Source organism: Anaerohalosphaeraceae bacterium (assembly GCA_035378985.1).
Taxonomy (GTDB): domain Bacteria; phylum Planctomycetota; class Phycisphaerae; order Sedimentisphaerales; family Anaerohalosphaeraceae; genus JAHDQI01.
Map to the genome: position 1 here is coordinate 89,745 of DAOSUR010000007.1, position 25,949 is coordinate 115,693.

20 protein-coding genes are annotated in these 25,949 nt (G+C 53.3%); 6 read left to right on the plus strand and 14 right to left on the minus strand.

What is annotated here, in order from left to right:
• Positions 1 to 27 precede the first annotated feature (27 nt).
• The 3 genes from PKY88_06870 to PKY88_06880 are packed head-to-tail and all read right to left on the minus strand — an operon-like array spanning position 28 to position 3,166.
• On the minus strand, positions 28 to 1,203 hold the full coding sequence (locus PKY88_06870) for a restriction endonuclease subunit S (GenBank protein ID HOQ04918.1): 1,176 nt from the start codon (positions 1,201 to 1,203) through the stop codon (positions 28 to 30).
• Between the two features lie 6 nt (positions 1,204 to 1,209).
• Entirely contained in the window at positions 1,210 to 1,662 is a 453-nt protein-coding gene (locus PKY88_06875) for a hypothetical protein (GenBank protein HOQ04919.1), read from the minus strand.
• Complete coding sequence (locus PKY88_06880) at positions 1,601 to 3,166, minus strand: class I SAM-dependent DNA methyltransferase (GenBank protein HOQ04920.1); 1,566 nt, start codon at positions 3,164 to 3,166, stop codon at positions 1,601 to 1,603. The genes PKY88_06875 and PKY88_06880 overlap by 62 nt, the downstream gene beginning before the upstream one ends.
• Before the next feature lie 685 nt (positions 3,167 to 3,851).
• Here PKY88_06880 and PKY88_06885 point away from each other — a divergent pair.
• Complete coding sequence (locus PKY88_06885; protein HOQ04921.1) at positions 3,852 to 6,875, plus strand: vitamin B12-dependent ribonucleotide reductase; 3,024 nt, start codon at positions 3,852 to 3,854, stop codon at positions 6,873 to 6,875.
• Positions 6,876 to 6,945: 70 nt separating this feature from the next.
• On the opposite strand, the gene PKY88_06890 is transcribed toward PKY88_06885, so the two are convergent.
• Positions 6,946 to 8,034, minus strand: a complete 1,089-nt coding sequence (locus tag PKY88_06890; protein ID HOQ04922.1) for a DUF3616 domain-containing protein — start codon at positions 8,032 to 8,034, stop codon at positions 6,946 to 6,948.
• A gap of 163 nt (positions 8,035 to 8,197) precedes the next feature.
• Between PKY88_06890 and araA the strand changes: the two genes are divergently transcribed.
• Together araA and PKY88_06900 are read left to right on the plus strand one after the other, a co-directional pair.
• The gene (gene araA, locus PKY88_06895; protein ID HOQ04923.1) at positions 8,198 to 9,691 is read left to right on the plus strand and encodes an L-arabinose isomerase; all 1,494 of its coding nucleotides are present in this window, start codon (positions 8,198 to 8,200) and stop codon (positions 9,689 to 9,691) included.
• Positions 9,692 to 9,736: 45 nt separating this feature from the next.
• A complete protein-coding gene (locus PKY88_06900; GenBank protein ID HOQ04924.1) occupies positions 9,737 to 12,082 on the plus strand; it encodes a glycoside hydrolase family 127 protein in 2,346 nt (781 codons plus the stop codon).
• Here the strand turns inward: PKY88_06900 and PKY88_06905 are convergent.
• From PKY88_06905 to PKY88_06920, 4 genes are read right to left on the minus strand one after another with little or no spacing between them, the layout of a single operon-like run.
• Positions 12,069 to 12,578: a universal stress protein gene (locus PKY88_06905; protein ID HOQ04925.1), complete on the minus strand. Its 510-nt coding sequence runs from the start codon at positions 12,576 to 12,578 to the stop codon at positions 12,069 to 12,071. The two genes, PKY88_06900 and PKY88_06905, sit on opposite strands and share 14 nt — an antisense overlap.
• Positions 12,579 to 12,591: 13 nt before the next feature.
• The gene (locus PKY88_06910; GenBank protein ID HOQ04926.1) at positions 12,592 to 13,893 is read right to left on the minus strand and encodes a TRAP transporter large permease; all 1,302 of its coding nucleotides are present in this window, start codon (positions 13,891 to 13,893) and stop codon (positions 12,592 to 12,594) included.
• Positions 13,890 to 14,387 carry a TRAP transporter small permease gene (locus tag PKY88_06915; protein ID HOQ04927.1) on the minus strand — a complete coding sequence of 166 codons (498 nt, stop codon included), beginning with the start codon at positions 14,385 to 14,387 and terminating at the stop codon, positions 13,890 to 13,892. The genes PKY88_06910 and PKY88_06915 overlap by 4 nt, the downstream gene beginning before the upstream one ends.
• A 24-nt stretch (positions 14,388 to 14,411) precedes the next feature.
• Positions 14,412 to 15,458: a TRAP transporter substrate-binding protein gene (locus tag PKY88_06920; protein ID HOQ04928.1), complete on the minus strand. Its 1,047-nt coding sequence runs from the start codon at positions 15,456 to 15,458 to the stop codon at positions 14,412 to 14,414.
• A gap of 365 nt (positions 15,459 to 15,823) precedes the next feature.
• On the opposite strand from PKY88_06920, the gene PKY88_06925 reads away from it, so the two are divergent.
• Positions 15,824 to 17,488, plus strand: coding sequence for a C39 family peptidase (locus tag PKY88_06925; GenBank protein ID HOQ04929.1), 1,665 nt, complete (start codon positions 15,824 to 15,826; stop codon positions 17,486 to 17,488).
• 227 nt (positions 17,489 to 17,715) lie between these two features.
• Entirely contained in the window at positions 17,716 to 19,146 is a 1,431-nt protein-coding gene (gene pyk / locus PKY88_06930) for a pyruvate kinase (protein ID HOQ04930.1), read from the plus strand.
• Between the two features lie 16 nt (positions 19,147 to 19,162).
• Here pyk and PKY88_06935 read toward each other — a convergent pair whose 3' ends face one another.
• The gene (locus PKY88_06935; GenBank protein HOQ04931.1) at positions 19,163 to 20,716 is read right to left on the minus strand and encodes an aspartyl protease family protein; all 1,554 of its coding nucleotides are present in this window, start codon (positions 20,714 to 20,716) and stop codon (positions 19,163 to 19,165) included.
• Positions 20,717 to 20,911: 195 nt separating this feature from the next.
• Complete coding sequence (locus PKY88_06940) at positions 20,912 to 21,301, minus strand: pyridoxamine 5'-phosphate oxidase family protein (protein HOQ04932.1); 390 nt, start codon at positions 21,299 to 21,301, stop codon at positions 20,912 to 20,914.
• Positions 21,302 to 21,414: 113 nt separating this feature from the next.
• On the opposite strand from PKY88_06940, the gene PKY88_06945 reads away from it, so the two are divergent.
• Positions 21,415 to 21,996: a thioredoxin family protein gene (locus PKY88_06945; GenBank protein HOQ04933.1), complete on the plus strand. Its 582-nt coding sequence runs from the start codon at positions 21,415 to 21,417 to the stop codon at positions 21,994 to 21,996.
• Between the two features lie 6 nt (positions 21,997 to 22,002).
• Here PKY88_06945 and PKY88_06950 read toward each other — a convergent pair whose 3' ends face one another.
• The 4 genes from PKY88_06950 to PKY88_06965 are packed head-to-tail and all read right to left on the minus strand — an operon-like array spanning position 22,003 to position 25,939.
• Positions 22,003 to 22,491, minus strand: coding sequence for an N-acetyltransferase (locus PKY88_06950; GenBank protein HOQ04934.1), 489 nt, complete (start codon positions 22,489 to 22,491; stop codon positions 22,003 to 22,005).
• Positions 22,488 to 23,525: an ATP-grasp domain-containing protein gene (locus tag PKY88_06955; GenBank protein ID HOQ04935.1), complete on the minus strand. Its 1,038-nt coding sequence runs from the start codon at positions 23,523 to 23,525 to the stop codon at positions 22,488 to 22,490. The genes PKY88_06950 and PKY88_06955 overlap by 4 nt, the downstream gene beginning before the upstream one ends.
• The gene (locus PKY88_06960) at positions 23,500 to 24,522 is read right to left on the minus strand and encodes a hypothetical protein (protein ID HOQ04936.1); all 1,023 of its coding nucleotides are present in this window, start codon (positions 24,520 to 24,522) and stop codon (positions 23,500 to 23,502) included. Before PKY88_06960 ends, PKY88_06955 begins: the two co-directional genes overlap by 26 nt.
• A gap of 52 nt (positions 24,523 to 24,574) precedes the next feature.
• Positions 24,575 to 25,939: a KamA family radical SAM protein gene (locus tag PKY88_06965; GenBank protein ID HOQ04937.1), complete on the minus strand. Its 1,365-nt coding sequence runs from the start codon at positions 25,937 to 25,939 to the stop codon at positions 24,575 to 24,577.
• Between the last annotated feature and the right edge of the window lie 10 nt (positions 25,940 to 25,949).

Consider the following 25,949-nt stretch of genomic DNA (forward strand, 5'->3'; position numbering starts at 1 on the left):
CACTGTTCACTTTTCACTTTTCACTCTTCACTGTTCACTCTTCACTCTTATCTCCCCCTTCATCAGTTTGGGCAACAGCGTATCCCGCAGCTTCGAGAGAGTTTGGATTTGTTTGCAGTTTTTGAATATTTTTTCGAAAACAGGTTTTATTGTTTGATTGAAAACTACCATTTTTAATCTGTCTGGCAGCAAGATATCTAAAGTCTTAACTTGCTCTCGATTTATCCCGGGTTGCGCTGAGTTGGAATTAAGATTCCGAATAGCGCCTGTTATTTCCGGTAAATCCAGCCATAAAAAAAGATATTCTTGGCTTACCGTTTCTTCTTTAGCTCTTAAAATAAAGACGTGCTCATTTATAGCGCATTTTTCATGAGGGAATCCATAAGCAAAGAAACTCTTTCTTCCTAATTCTGCACCATCCTTATATAATAATACATCTCTGCTTTGAAGTTTTCCTTGTTCCATAGATTCATAAAAGTCTTCAGAGATATATTTCTCTTTTGAAAAGTCGTAAATGCCTAACCCTAAAATATTTTCTGCTCCTATACTTGGGATGCCTGACTTTAGGAAACCAACGCCGCCTTTAGGTCTTTTGCCTGTTTGAATTTCTAATAAAACCTCCCCCAGTTTTCCCCATCTCCACCCCTCGGGCAGGCCGGTTTGGGGATTCACTTTTAACTGTTCACCGTTCACTCTAAACTTAACAAACCATTCCCGAAATATCGCCTGAGCAATAGATTCGAGGGTCTTATTCTGCCGACGCAGCAGCTCTATCTTGTCATCAAAACTCGATAAAACCGCCGCTATCGCCTTCTGCTCTGAAAGTGGAGGAAGGATTACTTTTAAATTATAAAATTCTTCTCGACTTGTTGAAGGAATAGCCGACCCGCTATCCATTCCGTTTATGTCTTGGGTCAATAGTTGGTAATAAGCCCATTTAATATCAAATTCTGTTTTGGGTTTGAGATAAAACGCCGTATCTATAACAAAAAATGGTTCTGGTGAGAAATGGACCCCTCGATAAGCACCTTTACGTCCAATTATTATGCTTGGAAAAGTACATAATGGTTCGTTATGCCATCCAATAGGTCCGTTCGTACCATATACTCTGTACATACCTTTTGCATTTTCATAGTTACGCAAAGACTTGCCATACTCTAACGTTGCAAGTGTTCCCCAAGTTGTTTCTTTCCAGTCAGTCATTGTATGCTACTTTGAGCAAATCTTAGACATTTCGAGTACGTGCCAAACAATAAAAACAATCGCACCGATAAAAAGAGTATACAATTGAATTGTTGCCCAAAATGACGCGCGCTTTGAATTATATGCAGCCGCTCTTAAAATTCCTTCAGATGCCGCTTGAATTTTTTGTGGGTGCATACCAATTTCTGGGTTTTCGCCCTTTTGAACTCGTAATAATTCAAAATTTGCAAACATGGTAGATCCGACATATTGACGCCTTCTGCAACCTGCAAAAAAACTGATTGCCCAAAGAGTAACGGCAACCCCTAATAGGAGCATTAACCTCTCCATAGCCATTCCGGTTGTTCGATGAATCGCAAATCCTATGGCCGCTGCCGCCACAGACATTAAGAAATAATCAAATTTTTCCTGATGGCTGGTGAATTGCCGGAAAACTTCGAGTTCTGTTTCGTCCGCCATACCCCAATCCTTCCAGATTCTTTTTAATTGCTCTATTCAGTCTTTTCTCTTCCTCCATCTGCGCTGCCAGTTCGGCAGTCAACTGCTTCATTTTTTCTTCAAACGGGATGCCGTCGTCTTCTTCGTCTTTGATGCCGACGTACCGGCCGGGGGTCAGGACGTAATTGTGCTTTCGAATCTCCTCCAGCGTCGCCGATTTGCAGAAGCCCTTAACGTCCTTGTACTGTCCTCCTTTGGTCCGCCAGCTGTGATAGGTGTCGGCAATTTTTCTTATATCCTCATCCGAAAACTCCCGGTGCGTGCGGTCCCGCATATAGCCGATTTCGCCGGCATCGATAAAGAGGATTTCCCCGCTGCGCTTGCGGTCGCCGTTGCCCAGACGCTTGCGGGAGATAAACCAGATGCACGCCGGAATGCCGGTATTGTAGAACAGCTGCTTGGGCAGGCCGACGATGCAGTCCACCAGGTCCGCCTCGACAAGGTTCTTGCGGATTTCCCCTTCATTGTTGGTTTGACTGGACAGGGAGCCGTTGGCCAGTACACACGCCATAATGCCCCGCGGCGAAAGGTGATAAATCATATGCTGCAGCCAGGCATAGTTGGCATTGGAAGCCGGCGGCACTCCATACTGCCAGCGGGGGTCATTCCGCAGCAGCTCCCCCGACCAGTCGCTGTCGTTAAACGGAGGATTGGCCAGGATAAAATCGGCTTTCAGGTCCTTGTGGGCGTCATTGAGAAACGACCCTTCGCTGTTCCATTTGACCTGCGAACTGTCAATCCGGCGGATGGCCAGATTCATCTTGCACAGCTGCCAGGTCGTCCGGTTGGATTCCTGACCGTATATCGAGATGTCCTCGCGTCGGCCCTGATGGGCCTCAATGAACTTTTCACTGGCGACAAACATCCCGCCCGAGCCGCAGCAGGGGTCATAGACCCGCCCGCGGTACGGCTCAATCATCTCTACCATCAGCCGCACAATGGACGGGGGCGTGTAGAACTGTCCGCCCTTTTTGCCTTCCGCACTGGCAAACTCGCCCAGAAAGTATTCATAGACTCGGCCTAAGAGGTCTTTGCTTTCGGCGGCTTCTTTTCCCAGTGCAATATTGCCGATTAAATCAATCAGTTTTCCCAGCGAGGTTTTATCGAGATTCGGCCGGGCGTAAACCTTCGGCAGGATGCCTTTTAAGGTGGGATTGGCCTTTTCGATTTCGCTCATCGCATCGTCGAGGTCTTTTCCGATGCTCGGCAGTTTGGACCGGCCGTGCAGATATGACCAGCGGGCATTGGCGGGCACAAAAAAGATATTTTCGGCTTTGTATTCGTCCGGGTCTTCAGGATTTGCTCCTTTGTAATCCCCTTGTCCGGCGGTCAGTTTTTGATGAAGTTCTTCAAATGTATCGGAGATATACTTGAGAAAAATCAGACCGAGGACAACGTGCTTGTATTCGGCCGCATCAATGTTTTTACGGAGTTTGTCGGCCGCCTTCCAGAGGGCAGCTTCCATATTTTCTTTTTGTGTCTCAGCGGGTTTAGTCTCTTGCGGCATGTCTGCTCCATTTGCAGTTTTCTTCCGTGTCCGTTTGCTTCGGCTCTTCTTGGATGTTTTAGCCACAAATTCCTCCTGTCTGGTTTCAAAACGTTTCAGACAATATTACCTATCCCCTCTCTTATTTCAACCCCCATTCTGCCCGACCCAATTCCAACTCTCCTTTCTCCAGAAAAAATCCATTGCTTCAAAGTCCAAAATATCTTTTTCATTTGTCCATCGCCGATTCCGGCTCTTTCTTGGTATTCTTCCTCCTCATTATTGAATACTCGGCCGCAATAAACCTATTTCCAGGTCTTCTTTTATCGATTCTTGCACGAGCATTTTTTGCACTCCATGTATACATTTCTTGCCAAAGCCAAAACACAAAAAATTTCGGCCGCTGCCTTTTCCCTAACACCCAAAAAAAGATGGACTATCCGCCCCGCAAAAAAATTTTTTCCCGTAGCTTCAATCCCGGCAAGGACTAACGTTTCGCTAACATTTTTTTGCCATTTTTCCTCTTGTCCCCAGCCCGCCCCAAAGTATCATAAGAGAAGGTGAACAACAACATCTTGTACGTTCTTTATTATCATTGCAATATCTTGTATTATAACCAGTTATGACAGGGATGTCCCCGTGTCGGACGGAAAGGAACAGCACAATGAACCCAACACCCGAAAAAAAAGGCCTTCAGCCGTGGGAAAATCATTCTAACCACTCTGCCCGCAAGGGTTTAAAGATAGACCCGTTTTTCGCAACCCCCGGCCGTCACCCCTTCGAGGAGCTCGTCTGGGAGACCCGCCAGGCCAAAATTACCGACGATTCCGGCAAGCCCATTTTCGAGCAAAACGATGTCGAAGTGCCGGCTTCCTGGAGCCAGCTGGCGACGAAAGTAGTTGTAAGCAAATATTTTTACGGCGATATCCAGTCCGGCCAGCGCGAAAACTCCGTCAAGCAGCTGGTCCATCGTGTCTGCCGCGCCATTGCCGATCGCGGCCTTCGCGACGGCTATTTTTTGACCGAGCAGGACGCCGAAAACTTCTATCACGAGCTCACCTGGCTGTGCGTAAATCAATACGGCGCCTTCAATTCCCCCGTTTGGTTCAACGTCGGCCTCTATGACGTGTACCATATCGAAGGAAGCCCGCACAACTACCACTGGGACGACCGCCAGAAAAAGGCCGTCCCGTGCCCCAACAGCTATGAATATCCGCAGGCGTCGGCCTGTTTCATCCAGTCCGTTCAGGACACGATGGAGGACATTATGCGGCTGGCCCGCAGCGAGGCGATGCTCTTTAAGCACGGCTCGGGCACCGGCACGGACCTGTCCACGCTCCGCAGCAGCCGCGAAAAACTGTCCGGCGGCGGCAAACCCTCGGGCCCGCTGAGCTTTATGCGCGTCTATGACCAGATTGCGGCCGTCATCAAATCCGGCGGAAAAACCCGCCGCGCCGCCAAGATGCAGTCGCTCAAAATCGACCATCCGGACATCAAGGAATTTATCACCTGCAAGACGCTGGAGGAAAAGAAGGCCTGGGCGCTGATTGAGCAGGGCTACGACCCCAACGAGGCCTACGACAGCATTATGTTCCAGAACAGCAATCTGTCTGTGCGGCTGACGGATGAGTTTATGGAAGCCGTCGAAAAAGACGGCCTCTGGACGACCCGCTCGGTTACGACCGGCCAGCCCGTGGAGACCTATTCCGCCCGCGAACTGATGCGGCTGATTGCCGAAGGCACCCGCATCTGCGGCGACCCGGGTGTGCAGTACCACACAACCATCAACAAGTGGCACACCTGTCCCAACAGCGGGCCGATTAACGCCTCCAACCCCTGCAGCGAGTATATGTTTATTGATGATTCGGCCTGCAATCTGGCCTCGCTGAATCTGATGAAGTTCCGCCGTGATGACGGCACCTTTGACATTCAGCGGTTCAAACAGGCCGTCCGCATCTTCATCATCGCCCAGGACATCCTTGTGGATATGGGAAGCTATCCGGAGCCCAAAATCGCCGAAAACAGCCACCGATTCCGTCCACTCGGGCTGGGGTATGCCAACCTCGGCAGTCTGATTATGAGTCTGGCACTGCCGTATGATTCCGAAGGGGGCCGGGCGATTGCCGCAGCCATTACGGCCATTCTGACCGGTACGGCCTACATCGCCAGTGCGGAGCTGGCCTCGGTCAAGGGGCCGTTCAGCGAATTTGAGGAAAACCGCGAGCCGATGATGCGCGTGATTGCGATGCACCGCGAGCATGCTTATCATCTGCCCGAGATGCACTGCCCGCAGGACCTGCTCAGTGCGGCCAAGAACGTCTGGGACCAGGCTTTCGATGCCGGCTCGCAGTACGGCTACCGCAATGCGCAGACCACCGTGCTGGCCCCGACCGGCACCATCGGGTTTATGATGGACTGTGACACCACCGGTGTGGAGCCGGATATTGCACTGGTTAAATACAAACTGCTGGCCGGCGGCGGCATGCTCAAAATTGTCAACCGCACCGTTCCGATGGCCCTCGAACGGCTCGGATACAGCCCGGAGGAAATCAAGAGCATCTGTGATACAATCGACCGCGACGACACCATCGAAACGGCAAGTGCCTTGCGGCCTGAGCATCTGCCCATCTTCGACTGTGCCTTCAAGCCCAAGAACGGCAAGCGGCACATCCACTATATGGCTCATCTGAAGATGATGGCCGCCGTTCAGCCGTTCCTGTCCGGTGCGATCAGCAAGACCATCAATATGCCCCACGAGGCCACCACGGAAGAGATTATGTCCGCCTATATTGAGGGCTGGAAAATGGGTCTGAAGGCCGTGGCGATCTATCGCGACGGCTCCAAACGCCTTCAGCCGGTCAATGTGGAAAATAAAGAGCAAAAAAAAACCAAATCTTCGGAAAATCAGGCTGTTGCACGGCCTTTCCGCCGCCGTTTGCCTGATACCCGCAACAGCATTACCCACAAGTTTTCTGTGGCGGGTCACGAGGGCTATCTGACGGTCGGTCTTTACGAAGACGGCCAGCCCGGCGAGCTGTTTATCACGATGGCCAAAGAGGGCAGCACGGTCGGCGGTCTGATGGATGTCGTCGGCACCTGTGTCTCGATGGCCCTGCAGTATGGAGTGCCGCTGATTACGCTGGTGGACAAGTTCCGCCATGCCCGCTTTGAGCCGGCCGGGATGACATCCAACAAAAATATTCCCTTTGCCAAAAGTCTGATTGACTACATCTTCTGCTGGCTGGGCTGTCAGTTCATTCCGGGCTATGCCGAAAAGAATATGCCCAACCATGCCCCGGCTCCGGCGGAGAATCCTACAACCACCACCGCCAAGCAGCTGGTGGAAAAGACGCAGGATTTGGCCAAGAAAATCGGGCAGGCCCGAGCCCTCGAGAGAAAGGCGGCGGCCGCCAAATCGGAACCCCAGACCCCGGCGGTGATGAAAACGGAACGTCCGGTTTCTGCCCGGTTTGACCGCGCGGCCGACCGGGCGGTCGAACTGGTTGGTTCGGTCCTTCAGAATCCGGACGGCACTCAGGCCGAGGCTGTTCTCATCCAGCAGTACAACAGCCAGTTTGAGCATTTTCAGGATGATGCGCCGGCCTGCGATGTCTGCGGAAGCATCTGTGTGCGGAACGGCGCCTGCTATCGATGCTACAACTGCGGCAACTCGATGGGATGCAGTTAATCGAGCTGAAACCTGACAAAAGGCCGGTCTTCAATGGCCGGCCTTTTTTGTTTTGATTCATTCAAGAGGTTCAAAGCGGTTTGTAAATCCGCACGCGGAACGTCTTCCGCAGGTCATCGGTCAGAAACTTGTTCGGACATTTGCCGCTGGGCAGGATTTCTCCTTCCTGGCAGTCGGCAGGGGAGCTGACCTCGATTTCGAGTGTTCCGTCATCGCTGAATATCCACAGCTCGCCGCTGACGGGATGTACGGCAATTCCTTCCGGGGTAAAACGGTCTTTGCGGTCCCATTCCCATACCGGCCGGGGCGCATGTTCCATACCCCCATCCCAAACGTATAGGGCACAGGTGGTTTCTTCATCCACCGGTCCGGCCAGCACATAATGAACTTTTCTCGCTGGGTCATATTCCATCCCTCGCAATCCCCGGCCCTCCAAATCCCACAAAACGACCTGCCCGAATTGTGCGGGTTTTCCTTTTACAACCTCCTGCGGGTTGAGCAGCTCAAATGCAATTGCTTTGGGCGGGCTTTTTTTGTCAGGTTTGTAAAGCGGATTGCGCAGTCCAATCAGAAGCGAGCGGCGTGTCGGCAGGTACGTCATGGCTTCAATATTCAATCCCTCTTTTTTGGGGGCCAGTTTTTCTCGTTCTTTTTTGGACAAATCCTCCTGCAGCTGCACGGCTTTATCCAGTTTCAGAAAGGCCGCCTCCGGCCAAGCCAAAAACTGTTCCATCAGATTCAGGCACGGTTCACCAACCGGTTCCATCCTTGGCAGGGCGGGAGCGGTTCTCGACGGGGCGGCTGCAAAGAAACGATAGCGGCTTGTGCGCACCTTGCCGTCTTTATTGCGCCCGTGCGAGGTAATCCAGTAAATCACCCCATCCGCCTCGGCGGCCGCCTCAATATCCGCCTCCGGAAACCGGCTGTCCACCCTCAAAAAACTGCTTAACTCAAGACTCCAGACCGGCTTGTCTGTTTTTTCAATCGAGTAAATCCGGATTCTGTTTGATTCATCGTTGGCAACGGCGAAATAATTCGGGTCCAGAAAGACCGCCGCGGAAATGTCCGCCGCCCCATGAAATAGTCTCTCGCTGAATGGAATCTGCTCGGCAGGAAGCATAAAGCCCATCCCCAAAAGAAGAGCAATTGTTGTCGTCATAGTCGTTCCTTTTCATCCGGTTCCGCTGCTGGATTATAGTATAACTATTCCGTCTCCGAAACTCGAGGGGTTCTTTCTTGACAGATGCATTTTTCGGCGGTAGTGTACCGACATTGGTTAAAACCTTTCTAACAAAAAAGCGGCGCATTAGGGAGAAATTTTTATGGATACCCTCAAACAGTTTGAAGTCTGGTTTGTCACCGGCAGTCAGCATCTCTATGGTCCCAAGGCCCTCAAGCAGGTCGATAAAGATTCCGAGCAGATCGCCAAGTCTCTCAACGCAGATCCGGCTATCCCCTGCAAGGTGGTTTTCAAGCCGGTTTTGACCGGCCCGGATGAAATCGCCAAGCTCTGTCTGGAGGCCAACAGCACACCTGCCTGTGTCGGGCTGATTACCTGGATGCACACGTTCTCGCCGGCCAAGATGTGGATTAAGGGGCTTGACCTTCTCAAGAAGCCGATTGTCCACCTTCATACCCAGTTCAACCGCGACCTGCCGTGGGATACGATTGATATGGATTATATGAACCTTCATCAGTCCGCACACGGCTGCCGGGAATACGGCTTTATCCTGACCCGGATGCGCAAGAACCGCAAAGTCGTCGTCGGCCACTGGAAAGATCCGGAAGTCATCGAGCGTCTGGCCGTCTGGATGCGGGCTGCCTGCGGCTGGAATGAAATGCAGAACCTCAAGGTCTGCCGATGGGGCGACAATATGCGTCAGGTCGCTGTGACTGAAGGCGACAAGGTCGAGGCCCAGATTCGCCTAGGCGTTTCCGTCAACGGCTATGGTGTCGGCGACCTCGTGGCCAAAATCGAAGAGGTTTCTGATGCGCAGGTTGAAGCCCTTATCAAGGAATACAAGGACGCCTACAAGATGAAGGTCAAGCCCGAGCAGATGGAATCCGTCCGCATTGCCGCCCGAATCGAAGCCGGCATGCGGGCCTTCCTCGAAGAAGGGGGCTTTAAGGCCTTCACTACGACGTTTGAGGACCTGCACGGTCTGCTTCAGCTGCCCGGTCTGGCTGTTCAGCGTCTGATGGCCGACGGCTACGGATTCGGCGCCGAAGGCGACTGGAAAACCGCCGCTCTCGTACGAGCGATGAAGGTGATGGCGACCGGTCTGAAAGGCGGTACCTCTTTTATGGAAGACTACACCTATCATATGGACCCCAAGTGCAGCAAGGTTCTCGGGGCTCATATGCTCGAGGTCTGCTCATCCATCGCCGCGGGCAAACCCAGCCTGGAGGTGCATCCGCTGGGCATCGGCGGCAAGGCCGACCCGGTCCGCGTGGTCTTCAATACTCCGGCGGGAGACGGCATCAATGCCTCCCTGATTGATATGGGCAATCGGTTCCGGATGATTGTCAACGAAGTTAAGGTCGTCAAGCCCGATGCGGACCTGCCTAAGCTGCCGGTGGCCCGTGTGGTCTGGATTCCTCAGCCCAATCTCAAGACAGCAGCGGCGGCCTGGATTCTGGCCGGCGGAGCCCACCATACGGCGTTCAGTATGGCCGTCACCAGCGAGTTCATCGAAGATTTCTGTGAGATGGCGGGCATCGAATATGTCCTGATTGACAAGAACACCACGATTCCCGACATCAAAAAAGAACTTCGCTGGAACGAGGTTTATTACGCCCTGGCCAAGGGATTCTGATTGCTCCAAACAACGGACTGTTTTGAAGAGAAGAAAGGGTGCAGGATGTTGACCGAAACACTTGCAGGGGTGATGGTATCGGTTATGGTTTTGAATACGGCGGCAGCGCAATCAGCAGATTTGCCGTATCGGGTTCGTCCGATGGTTCCGATTCAGGCGGAGGATTTTCCGCTTTCGCAAGTCCGACTTTTGCCCGGGCCGTTTCGCAATGCGATGGAACTCGACAAGGCCTATCTGCTTTCCCTGGAACCCGACCGGCTGCTGGCCTGGTTCCGCAAAGAAGCCGGTTTAGAGCCCAAGGCCCCTGTGTACGGCGGCTGGGAATCCCAGACCATTGCCGGCCACTCGCTCGGACACTATTTGTCCGCCTGCGCCCTGCTGTATGCCAATGAGCAGGACCCGCAAATCCTCGAGCGGGTCGAATATATCGTTGATGAGCTGGCCCTTTGTCAGCGTAAACACGGCGACGGCTATGTAGCGGCGATTCCCAACGGCAAAAAGGTCTTTGAGGAAATCGCCCGGGGGCAAATCCGCTCTGCCGGCTTTGACTTGAACGGTCTTTGGGTTCCCTGGTACACCACCCACAAACTGATGGCCGGTCTGCGTGATGCCTGTCTGTACTGCGGCAACCGCAAGGCCCTTACCGTGTTAACCAAACTGGCTGACTGGGCGGACCAAATCACCTCCAACCTGACCGACGAAGACTGGCAGAAGATGCTTGCCTGTGAGCACGGCGGAATGAATGAGGTTCTGGCGGACCTCTATGCTCTCACCGGCGACAGCAAGTACCTCGAACTGTCCAAAAAGTTTTATCACCGATCCGTCCTCGAACCGCTGGCTGCGCAGGAAGACCGTCTGGCAGGACTCCACGCCAACACCCAGATCCCCAAGGTCATCGGGGCGGCTCGCATTTATGAACTGACCAAAGAGGATAAATTCAAAACGATCGCTTCGTTTTTCTGGGACCGTGTCGTCCATTATCACTCGTACGTCAACGGCGGCAACAGTTCCGGGGAGTATTTCGGACCGCCCGGCCGGCTCAATGACCGCCTGCACGACACGACGGAAACCTGCAACACGTATAACATGCTCAAACTCACCCGTCATTTGTTTGCCTGGGAGCCGAAAGCCGAGATGATGGATTATTATGAGCGGGCCCTCTATAACCACATTTTGGCTCATCAGCATCCGAAGACGGGGATGTTCAAGTACAAGGGTTTTCTGGATATGCCCGCCCGCAAGTCTTTCTCGCAGCCTTTTGATGATTTCTGGTGCTGCGTGGGCACCGGCATGGAAAACCATGTCAAATATCCGGAATCCATATACAGCCGCAGTGCAGACGGTAAAACCCTCTATGTCAATCTCTTCATTGCTTCCGAGCTGAACTGGCCTGAAAAAAAACTGTCGGTTCGTCAGGAAACAAATTTTCCCAATGAACCGCAAAGCCGTTTGGTTTTCACAGCGTCGGAGCCGGTTTCCATGACTGTTCGCATCCGCAAACCCTACTGGTGTAAGGATATACAGGTTTTTCTGAATGACAAAAGCCTGTCTGCGGCGGCTGATTCGGACGGGTATATCCCTGTTTCCGCCGAGTTTCGCAGCGGTGATACGATTCGGCTGGAGCTGCCGATGACGCTGCGGACTGAGTCGATGCCGGACAATCCCAATCGGATTGCTTTCTTTTCCGGTCCGATTCTGCTGGCGGCGGACCTCGATGGCAACCGGCCCGTCCCGGTTCTTATCGGCGAGAACAAGGCCGTTTTGGCCTCTCTGAAACCATTGGCCCGGGAGCCGCTGGTCTTTGAGGCAGGGCGTCTCGGATATGTTCTTGACAGTTCTGAGCCGCAGGATTTAACCTTCCGTCCTCTTTATCAGATTGTCGAACAGAAATACACCGTCTATTTGGACCTTTTTACACCGGAGCAGTGGAAGCAGCGCAAAGCGGAGTATGAGGCCGAACAGAAACGCCGTCAGGAAATGGAAGCCCGCACGGTGGATGTCCTTCGCATCGGCGAAATGCAGCCGGAGCGGGACCACAATCTGGAAGGGGAGAATACCTATACCGGCATCCACAATGACCGGCGGTGGCGTGATGCCCGCGACGGCGGCTGGTTTGCCTTTGATATGAAGGTCCTGCCGGATGTGCCGATGGATTTGGTGGTGACCTACTGGGGTTCTGAGAGCGGTCCCCGCCGCTTCGACATTTTGGTGGACGGGACGAAAATTGCCATCCAGGCCCTCGGAATGGACAAGCCTAACCAGTTTTACGATGTGGTTTATCCGATTCCGGAAGACCTGACAAAAGGAAAGGAAAAGGTGAAAATCCGCTTCCAGGGGCATCCGCAGCAGATTGCCGGCGGAGTGTTCGGCTGCCGGGTTATTCGCCGCTGAGAGGACCGGACGGCCTCTTTCGCAGCATCTCCTGATACGACAAAGGGACAATCAATACGGCACAGGGGGCCTGACGGGCGACTTTTTCTGTGATGTTTCCGAAAAATGCCTTTTGGAGCGACCCCTGACTGTGCCGACCCATTACAATCAGGTCCACTTGCTTTTCTCGGGCGACGGCCAGAATCTCATGGCTTTCCCGCCCGATTCGAAAAATCGGTTCAAACCGGACTTCTGCCGGTATTTTGGCTCGATACGTTTGGTCCAGACGCTCTTCAATGTCTTGCTTAGCCTTCTGGTCCACATTCTCAATTTCATAGATATAGTTTTTCCAGAACTGAGCGTCCGACTCCGGCACCACATGCAGCAGATAGAGCGTACTGTTTGGATTCAGTTTCGCCAGATTCAGGGCATAAGAAAAGGCAAAGTCGGCATTGGAGGAAAAATCCGTGCAGAACAGAATCTTCTCAAACAAACCATGAGGCTTTTCTGCTTCCATAAAACCGCCTCCCTTACCGGATTAAATTGGGCAAAAACAGAGCAATTTGCGGAAAAATAATCAGCAAAACCGCTGCGACAATCAAAGCCGCCAAAAACGGCATTGCTCCGCGAAAGATTGTCTGCAGAGGCACGTCCCGTTCGATTCCGCCGACGACATAAACATTGACACCGACAGGAGGGGAGATAACTCCCATTTGGGTGACCACAACAATAATGACTCCGAACCAGATTGGGTCAAAGCCCAGTTCAGTTACGACCGGATAAAAAATCGGAATCGTGAGCATAATCAGGCCCAGTGCATCGACAAAGCATCCTGCCAGCAGATAGAACAGAATAATCAGTGCCATAATGCCCCAGCCCGGCAGCGGCAGAGATGCCAGAAATGACGCCAGTTTATACGGAATCTGGGTGATTGCCAAAAAGCGTCCGAAGATTACGGCTCCGGTGACGATAAACATCACCATGCACGAAGTCCGGACTGTTTCTTTCAGGGAGCGGTTCAGCATTGAAAGCGTCAGCTTCTTCTGAAATGCTGCGATAAGAATGGCTCCGGCTGCTCCAACCGCCGCGGCCTCCGTTGGTGTAAAGAGACCCGTAAACATCCCTCCAATCACGGCCAAAAAAAGCACTAAAGTCTCAGAAACACCTGCCAGAGACCGAATTTTTTCGCCGAAAGGCACCTGGGGGCCTGCCGGTCCCAGCTGGGGCCGCCGCCTGCAAAGAATCCAAATCGTCAGACAGAACAGCACGGCAATCAGAATCCCCGGTCCAATCCCGGCGATGAAAAGTTTGCCGATAGACTGCTCCGTCAGGATGGCATACACAATAAAAACCACCGAAGGCGGAATCAGCATCCCCAGACTGCCGCCGGCGGCCACGGCCCCCGTTGCCAGCTCCATATCGTATCGATACCGCTTCATCTCCGGCAGAACTACCGAAGCCATCGTAGCGGCTGTTGCCGGCCCGGAGCCGCAAATCGCTCCGAAGGCCGTGCAGGCCCCAATGGTTGAAATGGCCATCCCGCCGGGCCAGTGTCCCATCCAGTGATACGCGGTTTGGAAGAGTCGTCGGCTGATGCCGGAATGAAAGGCCGCCTGGCCCATCAGTACAAACAGGGGAATGACCGTCAGCGAATAAGAGGTAAAGGTATCGTAGAGCTCTGCTGTGAGCATGCTCATTGCCGCCGACGGTGAGACCACGGCTGCAAAGCCCGCCGTTCCCACCAGCATCATGGCAATTGCCACCGGCATGCTGCTGGACAGCAGCACCAGAAGACAAACACAGCCCACAAGACCAATCTGAAAAGGACTCACGGTTTCAGCAGCACCTTTCCCGGATGGGTCATATGATACAATTTCACCAGAATCATCAGAATCAGACAGCCCGCAAAAAAGTAGGGCAGCCAGAAAATCGGCATCTGCAGCGTTTGAGAAACCTGTCCTGTCCGATGCAGCATCTGCCCGTATCGAACGCATTCCCGAACCGCCAGACACAAAAGCCCGATGGATAAGACACGCAGAAAAACATCCAAAATCAGCCGACCGGTTCGTCCGAGTTTGTGGTAGAAAAACTCAATGGCCACATGGCCTTTGACGGCTGTTGTATAGGGCAGAGCGGCGGAAATAGCAATCGCCCCCAGAATCTTTACAAGGTCATATGCTCCGGCAAATGCCCAGGGGGTTTTCCGCAGGAGCACATCCGCGACGGTAAGGGCCGTCATAGCCAAAACCGACAGCCCGGACACGCCCGCCAGTCCAAGCACGGCAGCCCGAAGAAACTGCTCATATTCTGCAATCAACCGCCGCATCGCCTCTTTCAGCCTGCCTCTTGTTTATTTGGACTGTGCCTGCTCAATCATCCGGCGGATGTCCTCAATCAGCTCTTTTCCCGGCAGCCCCTTTTCGCTTGCTGCCGCAATATACTCCTGAATAATGGGCTCGACCGCCTTTTTCCATGCCTCCTGCTGTTCGGGAGTCAATTCAATAATCTCCCGGTTCAGCTGGCGGATGAAGGCCCAGCCGTCCTCGTCGGCCTGGTCCCAGGCCTGCCCGTGCCGTTCGACCCACTGTTTGCTTACATCCGTGATAATTGCTTGTATATCCGCCGGCAGCGACTCCCACTTGTTCTTGTTCATCACGACAAACATTGCTGTCGTATAGCCGATTACACGGCTGTTGGTCACTGACGAAATCACTTCTCCCTGCTTCCATCCCTTCAGCGTCTCCACCGGACAAAGCGTCGCCTCCACGACGCCTTTCTGAAGGGCTTCGTACGTCTCTCCCTGACTCATGGCTACGGGGACTCCTCCCAGGCAAGCGGCAATTTTTGAAGATAACCTGGTTGCGCGAATCTTGAGCCCTTTGACATCCTCCAGCGTCTTGACCGGTTTTTTGGAGGCCAGAATCCCCGGTCCGTGTGCATGAACATACAGGAGTTTCACATCCGCCAGTTCCGCCGGCTGATATTTGGCCGCCAGTTCATTGGCAATTCTTGTTGCCGTCATCCCATCCGGATACCCCAGCGGCAAATCGAGCCCCTCCAGAAGCGGAAACCGCCCGCGCGTGTAGGCAAAACAGCTCATTCCGATATCCGATATCCCGCTGACAACCCCGGCATAACACTGGTCCGCCTTGCTGAGCGTCCCGGACGGATAGAGGGTAATTTTCACTCGGCCGCCGCTTTGCCTGGCAATTTCATCCGCCCATTCCTGTGCTCGAACACACTGAATATGAGTAGGGGGAAAGAAAATGCTGTAGCTCAGTTCGATGACCTTTTGTTCCGCTTGGGCAGCCGGTTTTCCTTCTTTTTTCCCGCAGCCCGTACATACCAGCACCCCCAGCACCGCTCCAAATACCGCAACCTGAACCATCCGTTTCATACCATTGCCTCCTGTGAAAATGTTTACTGCAAATTCATTCAAAAAGTCCTCTGCCGTCTCCGCCTTTATCTAATGTACTTCCGGCATTCCCGCCACAGTATATCGCCAACTTTCTCTTATTCAAAAAAAATCTCTATGACTTTTTCCAAATAGGCAGCTGTCTTTTCAAGGTTTTAACTGAAAACTGTCGAAAAAAAAGAGAAATATTTTCTAAAAGGCTCTGATTGATAGGAGGAAAAATAAAACCGGACAAGAAAGTGATAGTTCTTTTGTTTGGAATTTTTGGGGTTTGCTTTTCCCTTCGAGCTGAAATTCTGGACGTATCTGTTTTACAGGACAGGGCCTACCCGGGCGGGATCTGCTATATGGCCAGTGTCGGCCAGCTGATTCACTGCTCCGACGACAGTAGTTCCACTGTGCAAGAGTTGATGGCCATGAGCGGTTTCTGCTCGGAGTATGCCTGGATTCAGGGCCCGGGCGGGGTGTGGATGGTGGAGCCGCATGCCTATATTTACAATAGCCGCCTACGACTGTTTTCGGGTCATTCGCTTGACCTTTATCAGTTATCGGGCCTGGTTTATCACATCGGTTTTCTTCGCGGCGGCGGAGCTGGTGCTTCTATCCGGGCCCAAGCCAAATCCGTGACACTTTTTAAATCCGAAGCGGAAGCCGTTAACCGTCTTAAGCAGGTTCTTGACAACGGCCAGCCTGTCCAGGTTCATCTGGATTTTCAGTATGTTGCGGACGAAGCGGGGGTGTATTATCCATTTTGGCAGGATTGGAGCGGCGGTTCTACCAGCCATTATGTGATTGTCCACGGCTATGATGATGAGTATGTTTACTTTGCCGACAACGACCCGACGCGGGCGGATAATGTGGATGAGGATGGTCAAAAGGACGGCCTGCGTGTTCCCCTCCGCTGGAATACGTTCCTGGATGCCTGGTATAACGGTGGAATGATTAACCAGAAAGATAAAAACATACGATTCGGCCCCTATTACTTGTTCTATCTGGATAAAAACTGGGGACCAGCACGTGCGTCTTCTCTTCAGATACTTAAGCATCTTTCCTATCGCGGACAGAACGGGCCGGACGCTCTTTATAAAGCGGCAAATGCGATTGAGTCAGCTCCTCAGAACGGCCCATCCGTTTTGAGTCAGAATTTCCGCGACCGCAAGGCCGAAATGACCGCACTGATGGCTCAGTGGCTGGATTCAGCCGGTTATGAAGATTTGGCCGATTTGTATGAGCAGATTGCCGATTTGTGGAATTCTATCCGCGACAATCCGGATTGGAATGCCGTGCCCGATGTCCTCCGTTCCATCGCGGCTCTGACGGAGCAGTTTTGGCAGGATGCGGCGGAGTTGACCGACGGGATGCCCTGGATTGCTCTCTTGGAGGATGCCCCCGATGAGAAAAAGGATATCAGCGGCGGCACGGCGCTGTTTCGATGGGCCCAGCCGCTGGACTGGACGACGGGGTCGGTTCTTGAACTGGCGATGAAGGGAGATTTTTCCGACCGGAGGTCGATTGTGCGTTTCAGGGCAAGAGCACACCAGACCCAGATGTTTGTCGACAAAACAATGTGGCTACAAGCCCTGCCGAAAGATGACGGTGACCGCAAGCTGTCCTGGCGTGTGGTCAATGGTTCCACTGTGTCTGACACATCTGTTTTTGAATGGGAACCGCTGACTGTTGCTCTGACAGCCCCTGCCGACGGCTTTCAGAATCCTCCTGGATATAATCTTTTGTTCCAATGGTCTGCACCCGCACAGGCCGGACCTCTTCGTCTCGTGTTCTGCCGCGATGACCAGTTTATCGATCCCAAACTTCAAACAGCGATTGCGCTGCCGAGGAATGCTAATTATCTGGTTTTGGTACCACGGATTCTGTCGAAAATCAAACGGTTCGCCGATACGGAGGGCTGGATTTACTGCCGAATCATCGACACAAAAGCCGGGAAAACAACGGTAGGCCCTTCTGAAATAATCCGCATTCAGCTGGATGCACCCTCCGGTCCTGCGGACTGAGGCCGAAGTGAAAATGACAGTTCCCAAAAGTCTTGCTTTTTTAATCGGCAAGACTTTTGGGAAGGTCTGAACAGGCATAATTTTTTTTCTTCATTCCATTGTTTTTTTCGGTACTGCCGCCTGGCGTTTTTCAACAAATCGTTTCCTCTTGTGGTACTTTCCCTGTGGCTTTCTTAATTTGGGCGGATACAATATCAATACATTTTGGAAAGATGGAGAGGAATACCGTGATTACCAAAACATCCATTGTAGCTACCCTCGGCCCGGCTTCGTCAGACGTGCAAACTATCCGGCAGCTGATGGAAGCGGGGGTGCGAACCTTTCGACTCAATTTCTCCCACGGGGATCCGGATACGCACCAATCGATGCTGAATGCCGTTCGCACGGCATCCGCCGACGTCCCTTTTGCAGTCTCAGTCATGGGGGACCTGTGCGGTCCCAAAATCCGCCTGTGTCCCATCAGACCCGACGGCGGTCTTATTGAACCCGGGCAGACTGTCACCATCGCCCGGCATCTGGAGCTCGGAAGACCGGATTCTTTTTCTACAACTCTGCCGGAATTGATTGACCGCGTTCGGCTCGGCCAGCGAATTCTCCTCGATGACGGTGCGATTGTTCTGCAGGCGGAAGGCAAAAAAGACGATGCGCTCCAATGCCGTGTGCTGGTCGGCGGGCCCGTGCGAAGCCGCAAGGGCGTCAATCTGCCGGATACCGACCTGGGCATTCCCGCCATTACCCCGCGTGATTGGCAGTGGGTCGATTGGGCAGTCGAACATCAGCTGGATTATCTGGCCCTCAGCTTTGTCCAGCAGGCCGATGAAATTTGTGAACTTCAGCAGGCCCTTGTTCGAAAAGAGTCCCCGATCAAAGTCGTCGCCAAGATTGAAAAACCCCGCGCCGTCGAAAATCTGGAATCGATTGTTCAGACCTCGGATGCGGTTCTGGTTGCTCGCGGGGATTTGGGTGTGGAAATGCCGGCAGAACAGGTGCCTCTGATTCAGAAGCGGATAACCGCCTTATGCCGCCGATTCGGCAAGCCCGTCATTGTGGCCACCCAGGTTCTTCAGTCAATGATTGAAAATCCTTCCCCGACTCGTGCCGAAGTATCGGATATTGCCAACGCTGTGATGGATTATGCGGATGCGATTATGCTGTCCGGCGAAACTTCGGTGGGCAAATATCCGGTGCAGGCCGCCCGCGTGATTCACCAAGTCTGCGGCAGCACGGAAGCGTATCTGGACCGGCTTAATCTTCCTTGTCCGCCTATGGAAACCGACCCTGCCTTAAAAACTCTGTCTGTCATCGCCCGCTTTGCGGCGCAGATGCTCGATGAAATTCCGTGTGCACTCGTCGCGGTTGCCACCAAAACCGGCACCACCGCCCGTCTGCTCAGCAAAGCCCGAATGGATGTGCCGATTGTCTCTTTCTGTCCGGATGAGCGGACCAACCGGCAGATGGGCCTGCATTACGGTGTCATCGGTGTGTACAGCCCGTTTATGAGCACCCTGGCGGAGTTTACCGAGTATGCAGAAAAGACGGTACTCAAGCACGGATGGGCCAAAGCCGGTCAACAGATTCTTCTTCTGCCCGGACAAGACCTGCTTTCCGGACAGGACAGCCAGGCCGTAATTCTTCATACGCTTCGGGAGTCCGGTTGAGGATTCAGGCCGCTGTTTAGAGCGATGAAACGGCCAGCCACTGCTCGGCCAGCACGGCCAGGTCCGACAAATCAATCCGTCCGCTCTCGCTGAAGTCCGCTGCCGGATTCCAGCCGGTCTGCCCGCTCTCGCTCAGCCATGTCCGGCTGAACTCCGCCATGTCCAGCATATCCACCCGCCCGTCCCGCACGGCTGGGGCAATATCTCCCCGCAGCGGCGGGACAATCCGTTCAAACTCCAGCGACGGGTCCTCGCCCAAAAACAGCCCGCCCCCTCGCAGAATCAGATTGTATTCGGTGAACAGGTTCATCCCGATCACGCCGTCCAGTTTTCCGCCTTCCGGAGACGAAATCTCCAGCCAGACCACCGGCACATTCGTGAACTCCAGCCATTGTCCGATTGCCGGAATCTTCAGGGAATCAAGATAGTAGCCCGGCGCCTCGATGGTTTCCCCGGTTACGCCGATAATCGGCACCTGGAACTCCCAGCCGTCCGGGTCCAGCCCCAGCCGGGCGGCAATTCGGTCTCCGATGACGGTGATTTGCGCTCCGGTATCGAGCATAAACCGGCTTCGGTCGATGGCCGACCGCCCGCCTTCCGTCAGGTCCACACTATGGACAAAGAACAAAGACTGAGAACCCGTCCCAATGATGACCGACGGACTGGAAGGAGTGAAGTCCATATTCAGGATGTCATCGATGCTGTAGGGGATATACTGGACGGCCGTGGCCCCCAGCGGACGCAGCTCCAGCGGAACCCGATTTCGGTAGTGCGGTGCATTCTCATCTTCCGCAGGATAAAACGTCAGGGAAGGACCTGTATAAGCCTGCCCCTTATGCACGGATGTAACGGGCTGGTCATTTCGAATGACCGTGGTCCAGAAGACACTCATTGGTGTGCCGACGGCTGTAACCAAATCCGGATTGGAGCCGGGATATTGCCCGACCAGAACGGATACATTGTACTCTCCGACCATTCCGGCCGTAGAGGGCAGCTTGGTTTCCCGGTCGGGAGTCTGGTTCGGTTCCAGCAGATTCAGCCCTCCCATAAACACCCCCAAAGGATAACTTACGTAGGCATCTACCGAACCGGTGACTCCTGCAATTGTGATGGTGTTGTTGGTCAGATAAGCGCTGTTGTTCAGCCGCAGTTCGACCGAAGCCGCATAATTCAGGACGTGGGCACTGGCACCGGTGTCAAAGATGCCGATCGCAAAGTCTCTTTGCCAGTTGGCGGCGGTAAACTGTCCTACGACAGATGTGGACGGCACAGCATCCAGCTCGAGGTCAGCCAGCCGGCGATTCGTGGTGGTGATGACAATCCACGGGACAAAGCCGTCAATCGGAGGGGAGTCTATCACATTCGCGGCGGAGAGACTGAGGGCCTTGGGGAGTTGTTCTTCGACAGCCGACTCTGTCTTTGCCCGGAAACGGATTTCTCGGATTTTTCCACCGGCCGGTGCATACCAATCCACCTCACGGCGGATGAGCTGCTCGCCCTTCCCTTCAGGCGCAAACACACCAACCAGAAAAGAGACGGTCAGATAAAACGAGATGATTTTATTTTTCATAACCTCGCTCCGTATGGAAAAGGGTTATCAACAGCAGGTTCAAAAAAGGACATTTATATAATATAATTTTAAGCCCCCTCAGACACTATTTGCCTATTTTAACATTATAGGTCTTTCCATGCAATGAAAAAACACCCTCTCCGTCGGTTTATTTCGATAGAAAGGGTGGGAAAGCACCTTGGGGAGCTGGTTGAGTTACCACTTTTCGAGGGTATTGCCTGTCAAAGGCCGGATATGGTCGATGTGGAAAAAAACCAGTTTGGCTTTTTCTTTTGTTTTGTCTGTTTGTTTATGCCCCCTGCGCCGAACGGCCTGAATTTTTTCGGTGCTGCTTTCTTCGCGGTTTTTGAGCAGATAGAACCGATGACCCTTATAACCTTCCGTTTTTTCCAGGAAAAGATAGACGGCTTTGGGATTGATTTGGAGATTGGCATAACTGACCTGCGGCTGCATAATGAAGGCAATCGTTCCGTCTTCCTGAACATGAGGCCGTGCATAGACAGCGGCGTTGACATTCCCAGATTTATCGGCCGTAGCGAGAATGCCGACCCCTTCGGTGGTCTCAAAATAGGTTTTCCAGTCCATCGGGCTTTTCCTTTCCGCGAAATCTCTGTTTGCCGTGGTCTGTTTGTACAGAACCCAGCGGGCCATTCATTTGTAGTATAGAAGAGACTGATTTGTTCGGAAAGGAATGAAAAATGGCTTTTACATTAAAAATAGGCCAGTCCGCTCCGGATTTTTCACTGCCGGCGACGGACGGCAAAACATACACCCTGCATGATTTCGATTCGGCTGGGGTTTTGGTGATTTTCTTTACCTGCAACCACTGCCCCTATGTGCTCGGGTCCGAAGAGGTAACCCGCCGCACAGCGGAAAAGTTTTTGCCCAGAGGGGTCAAGTTTGTCGCTATCAATTCCAACAGTCCCAATACGTATCCGGAGGATTCTTTCGAACATATGGTTCGGCGGATGCAGGAAAAGAAATTCCCCTGGCCGTATCTGCATGACCGTTCTCAGGATGCGGCGAGGAAATACGGGGCCCTGCGAACCCCGCATTTTTATGTGTTTGACCGAAACCGCAGACTGGTTTATACGGGCCGCGAACTGGATAATCCCCGCGACCCGAGCAGGAGCACGGTCAACGATCTGGAGAATGCGCTGGAGGATGTGCTGGCAGGCCGGCCGGTCCGAAAGCCGCTGACCAATCCCATCGGCTGCAACGTCAAATGGGAGGGACGGGATGCGCACTGGATGCCGCCGGATGCCTGCGATTTGGTTTAGGCGGGCTCAAACAAGCGGTTTTAAATAAATGCATTTGGAATCGCCGGGGGCGTAAAAATCCGGGACTTCCGCCGCCAGCAGATAGCCGTTTTTTTCATAGAAAATGCGGGTGGATTCATATCGACTTGTGCCGGAGGTTTCTACCACCACCAAGCGGCCATTTTGTTTTTTGATTTCTTCTTCGGCGAAACGGCTGAGCAGTTTTCCGATTCCCTTTCGCTGGAAGACAGGGTCCACGACAATCCAGTACATATCAAAAGTCCCGACGGTGCACGGGGTTGAGACGAAACAAACCCAGCCGATCGCCTTATTTTGAAAGACGGCCACGTAGGATTGATAGGTGCATTCCGGTTTGCCCGAGACTGCTTCACAAAACACTTCCCGGGCCACAGCCAGTTCTCCAATCCTGAAAAAACCGGTTTTTTCGACAAAGTCCATCACGGCGGGTTCGTCGGAAGCTTGAGCCGGCCGAATGACAATCTCAGGTTGGTTCATAAAGACGCTCCATTCTGAGCACTCAGGGCGTTTCGATTTCGGGTCTGGATTGCATTTCGGAGCATCAGCCATACGAATCGTTCGTAGGGAATCTGAGCAGCCGCCAAAGCAGCCGCAAAACCTGCATCCGGGGATATATCAGGGTTTGGATTGATTTCGAGGATGTACGGCTGGTTCTTTTCGTCCAGCCGGAAATCCACCCTCGCGTATCCCCGGCAGTCCAATGCCTGCCAGGCCTGAATCGCCAGGGTGCGGATTTTTTCCGCCAGCGGTTCTTCCAGAGGTGCAGGAATAATCCTCGGGGTGTTCTGGTAGGCGAACGAGTCCTTAATCCATTTGGCCTGATAGTCCACAATTCGCGGCATTCCTTTGGGGAACGCGGAAAAATCGATTTCCGCCAGGGGCAAGACCCGAGTTTTACCTGCGGTTTCGATGATGGACACATTGAGTTCTCTTGCCGGAATAAACTGCTCCACGATGGCAGCCTGATGAAACTCCTGATGAATCTTCTCAACTTTTTCCGCGGCCTGTCGGGAAGGGATGGTTACGACGGAATCCTGTCCGATACCTTCACTGGCATCAGAACAGGCCGGTTTAATAATATAAATGCCTTTTTTGAGCCGTTCCATCGGGAAGGGGCGACCGGGTTCTACTGTCAAGCCCATCGGGCAGGGGAGTCCTGCTGCGGTCAGGATAGCTCGTGTTCGGGCCTTGTCCTGAGCGAGGAAAAGGGCTTCCGTTCCGCTGCCGGTACAGCCGGCCCCGAATGCTTCACACAACGCCGGAACGGCACAGGCGTCCCGACTGGAGCCGGGAAATTCTTCAATGAGATTGAAAATCAGTTTTTCTTTTCTCAGTTTCAGCAGGGAAACCAAATGCTGGAGATTCTCTACAGCCAGGGACTCGGACGGAATTCCGAGTTTGTCGAGTGCTTCCAGCACGGCGCGGACCTGATCCAGTACGCCGCCGCGACTTTCCTGAAAGGTTGAATCGGAGGTGTTGACCTGATTATATAAAACAAGCACGTCTTCCATGGACGCTTCGTTCCTCTTCGGCGCGTTCGAATGCACTTTGGAGAATGGCGCCGATCAATTCACCATAAGACATCCCTTCCTGTGTGGCAATCATGGGAAGGTCCGAATGGGTCGGATGCAGGCCGGCTAACGGATTGATTTCCAGAAAGTACGGCCGATTGCCCGCATCACAGCGGATGTCCACCCGTCCGGCATCGCGGCATTCGAGGACTTGATAACAGCGGAGAGCCAGCTGCTCCACGGACTGTTTGAGGGTCGCATCCCGCAGGGGGGAATACCGGATTCTGGTTTCACATTCTTCCTTGTTGAGGTAAGAATAAATGGGGGGCTGATTTTTGTCCGCCACTTCAATTTCCATTGTTCCGATAACGCGTGCCTTGGGGCCTGTGCCGATAATTCCGACGGTAAACTCCCGGCCTGGCAGATACTCTTCTACAAGAACCGGCTGTTTGTGCTGTTCCAGCAGGAAACGGCAGATTTGCTCCAATTGGGCGGCGTTTTCGACCTTCGAGTTTTGATCGATGCCTTTTCCGGTCCCTTCGGCCAGCGGTTTGGCAAAGAGGGGATACCGAAGTGCGACGGAGCCGATTTCCCCTGCAGAGCGGACAACGGCAAAAGGAGCCGTGGACAGCCCTTCAAACGCCACCAGTTTTTTGGCGACCGCCTTGTCGAGTGTGGCGGCACAAACCAGCGGGTCCGAAAAAGTATAGGGAATTTGGTACAGCTCGAGAAGGGCCGGAACCTGGGCCTCTCGGCTGCGTCCCTTCAGGCCCTCTGCGATTGTAAAAACCATATCCCAGCGTTTTCCTGCGGCCAGAGCCTTGCAGAGCGCCCAGCCGTTGCCCACCCGTTCAACCTCATAGCCGAGGGATTCGATGGTTTGATGCAGCCAGTCGATAGTGCTGTCGGTGTCAAATTCAGCAACATCAGACTCTGTAAAGCCGGCGGATAGATAGTCTCTCCGCAAGTCATAGACAAGACCGATTCGTTTTTTCATACGATTTCGTTTTCCTGATGCTCGGTGAGCCCTGCCGGGAATGTTTTTCTCCTTAATCGAAGAGAAAACCGGTTGACTCTAACCCGCTTCGATTGCGGATTTTTTCCCTCCGCTGGCCCCGCAGGGTTCGCGCCGGCTGGATAACCGAAGCTTTGCCTGCCGCCAGTTCCCAGACACCGGGCATTCCGTGGAGTTCTGTTTGCTCATCCGGCTTTGTTTCCACACCGGGTTCCGGGTAGTGAATCAGAAGCCCTTCATAGTTTCGCAATACGGTGTGGGTCGGACTCATGGAAACCACATAATTGGGCAGAACCGGGATTTTTCCGCCGCCGTGCGGAGCATCAACCACAAAGGTTGGAATGGCGATTCCGCTGATGCGGCCGCGCAGGTATTCCATGATTTCAATGCCTGCACGCACCGAGGTGCGGAAATGTTCAACCCCGCGCACAAGGTCACACTGGTACAGATAGTAAGGACGAACCCGGATACGCACCAGTCCGCGATACAGTTCTTCGAGGATTTGCGGCTGGTCGTTTACACCCCGCAGCAGAACAGATTGATTGCCCAGCGGGATGCCCGCGTCAGCCAGTTTGGTGCAGGCCGCTGCGGAATCAGGCGTCAGTTCATTCGGATGATTGAAGTGGGTATTGATCCAGAGCGGGTGATATTTCCGGAGCATCTGCACCAGCTCATCGGTAATCCGCATCGGCAGCACTACCGGAACGCGGGTTCCGATCCGAATTACCTGAACCGTTTTTACGGAACGGACGGCGGAAAGGACGGATTCGAGAGCGGAATCCGCCATGGTCAGCGGGTCGCCTCCGGAGATAATCACATCGGTGATTTCCGGATGGGCTTGCAGGTACTCAACCACCTGCCGGAGCCGGCGGGAGGAAATTGCAGTTTCCCGAGTGCCGGCGATTCGCTTGCGTGTACAGTGTCGGCAGTACATCGAGCAGGTGGTGGTGGCGATCAAAAGCGCCCGGTCTTTGTACCGGTGAATCAGCCCGGGGACCGGCATGTCGATATGTTCTTCCAGCGGGTCTTCGCTCAAACAGGGCGGGTCCGACAGCTCCTGAGGATTCGGGACACTCATTCGGAAAATCGGGTCCGATAAATCGGGCTTGCGGATGAGCGAAGCATAGTACGGCGTAATCGCCATCGGATACTTGGCAATCACCGCTTTCAAATCAGCCCGCTCGGACAAACCAGGCAGGTAGGCCGAAAGCTGTTCGAGCGTGCGGATTCGATTGCGGATTTGCCATCGCCAGTCGCTCCATTGGGAGCCCGCAGGGGATTTTAAGGAAGATTCTGGAACAGACAGGGAGGGCGGCTCATCCGCCCTCATTCTACTCGGAGGTTCAGAAGATTGCTCATCTTCTCGTTCTACAGCAGGTGCAATCAATTGAGGCTGCATACACTGGTTC

Excerpts from the sequence above, each read along its gene's own strand:
- PKY88_06870 (HOQ04918.1), bottom strand. The coding sequence starts at position 1,203 with ATGACTGACTGGAAAGAAACAACTTGGGGAACACTTGCAACGTTAGAG.
- PKY88_06875 (HOQ04919.1), bottom strand. The coding sequence starts at position 1,662 with ATGGCGGACGAAACAGAACTCGAAGTTTTCCGGCAATTCACCAGCCAT.
- PKY88_06880 (HOQ04920.1), bottom strand. The coding sequence starts at position 3,166 with ATGGAAGCTGCCCTCTGGAAGGCGGCCGACAAACTCCGTAAAAACATT.
- PKY88_06885 (HOQ04921.1), top strand. The coding sequence starts at position 3,852 with ATGAACCCAACACCCGAAAAAAAAGGCCTTCAGCCGTGGGAAAATCAT.
- PKY88_06890 (HOQ04922.1), bottom strand. The coding sequence starts at position 8,034 with ATGACGACAACAATTGCTCTTCTTTTGGGGATGGGCTTTATGCTTCCT.
- araA (HOQ04923.1), top strand. The coding sequence starts at position 8,198 with ATGGATACCCTCAAACAGTTTGAAGTCTGGTTTGTCACCGGCAGTCAG.
- PKY88_06900 (HOQ04924.1), top strand. The coding sequence starts at position 9,737 with ATGTTGACCGAAACACTTGCAGGGGTGATGGTATCGGTTATGGTTTTG.
- PKY88_06905 (HOQ04925.1), bottom strand. The coding sequence starts at position 12,578 with ATGGAAGCAGAAAAGCCTCATGGTTTGTTTGAGAAGATTCTGTTCTGC.
- PKY88_06915 (HOQ04927.1), bottom strand. The coding sequence starts at position 14,387 with ATGCGGCGGTTGATTGCAGAATATGAGCAGTTTCTTCGGGCTGCCGTG.
- PKY88_06920 (HOQ04928.1), bottom strand. The coding sequence starts at position 15,458 with ATGAAACGGATGGTTCAGGTTGCGGTATTTGGAGCGGTGCTGGGGGTG.
- PKY88_06925 (HOQ04929.1), top strand. The coding sequence starts at position 15,824 with ATGGCCAGTGTCGGCCAGCTGATTCACTGCTCCGACGACAGTAGTTCC.
- PKY88_06935 (HOQ04931.1), bottom strand. The coding sequence starts at position 20,716 with ATGAAAAATAAAATCATCTCGTTTTATCTGACCGTCTCTTTTCTGGTT.
- PKY88_06940 (HOQ04932.1), bottom strand. The coding sequence starts at position 21,301 with ATGGACTGGAAAACCTATTTTGAGACCACCGAAGGGGTCGGCATTCTC.
- PKY88_06945 (HOQ04933.1), top strand. The coding sequence starts at position 21,415 with ATGGCTTTTACATTAAAAATAGGCCAGTCCGCTCCGGATTTTTCACTG.
- PKY88_06950 (HOQ04934.1), bottom strand. The coding sequence starts at position 22,491 with ATGAACCAACCTGAGATTGTCATTCGGCCGGCTCAAGCTTCCGACGAA.
- PKY88_06955 (HOQ04935.1), bottom strand. The coding sequence starts at position 23,525 with ATGGAAGACGTGCTTGTTTTATATAATCAGGTCAACACCTCCGATTCA.
- PKY88_06960 (HOQ04936.1), bottom strand. The coding sequence starts at position 24,522 with ATGAAAAAACGAATCGGTCTTGTCTATGACTTGCGGAGAGACTATCTA.
- PKY88_06965 (HOQ04937.1), bottom strand. The coding sequence starts at position 25,939 with ATGCAGCCTCAATTGATTGCACCTGCTGTAGAACGAGAAGATGAGCAA.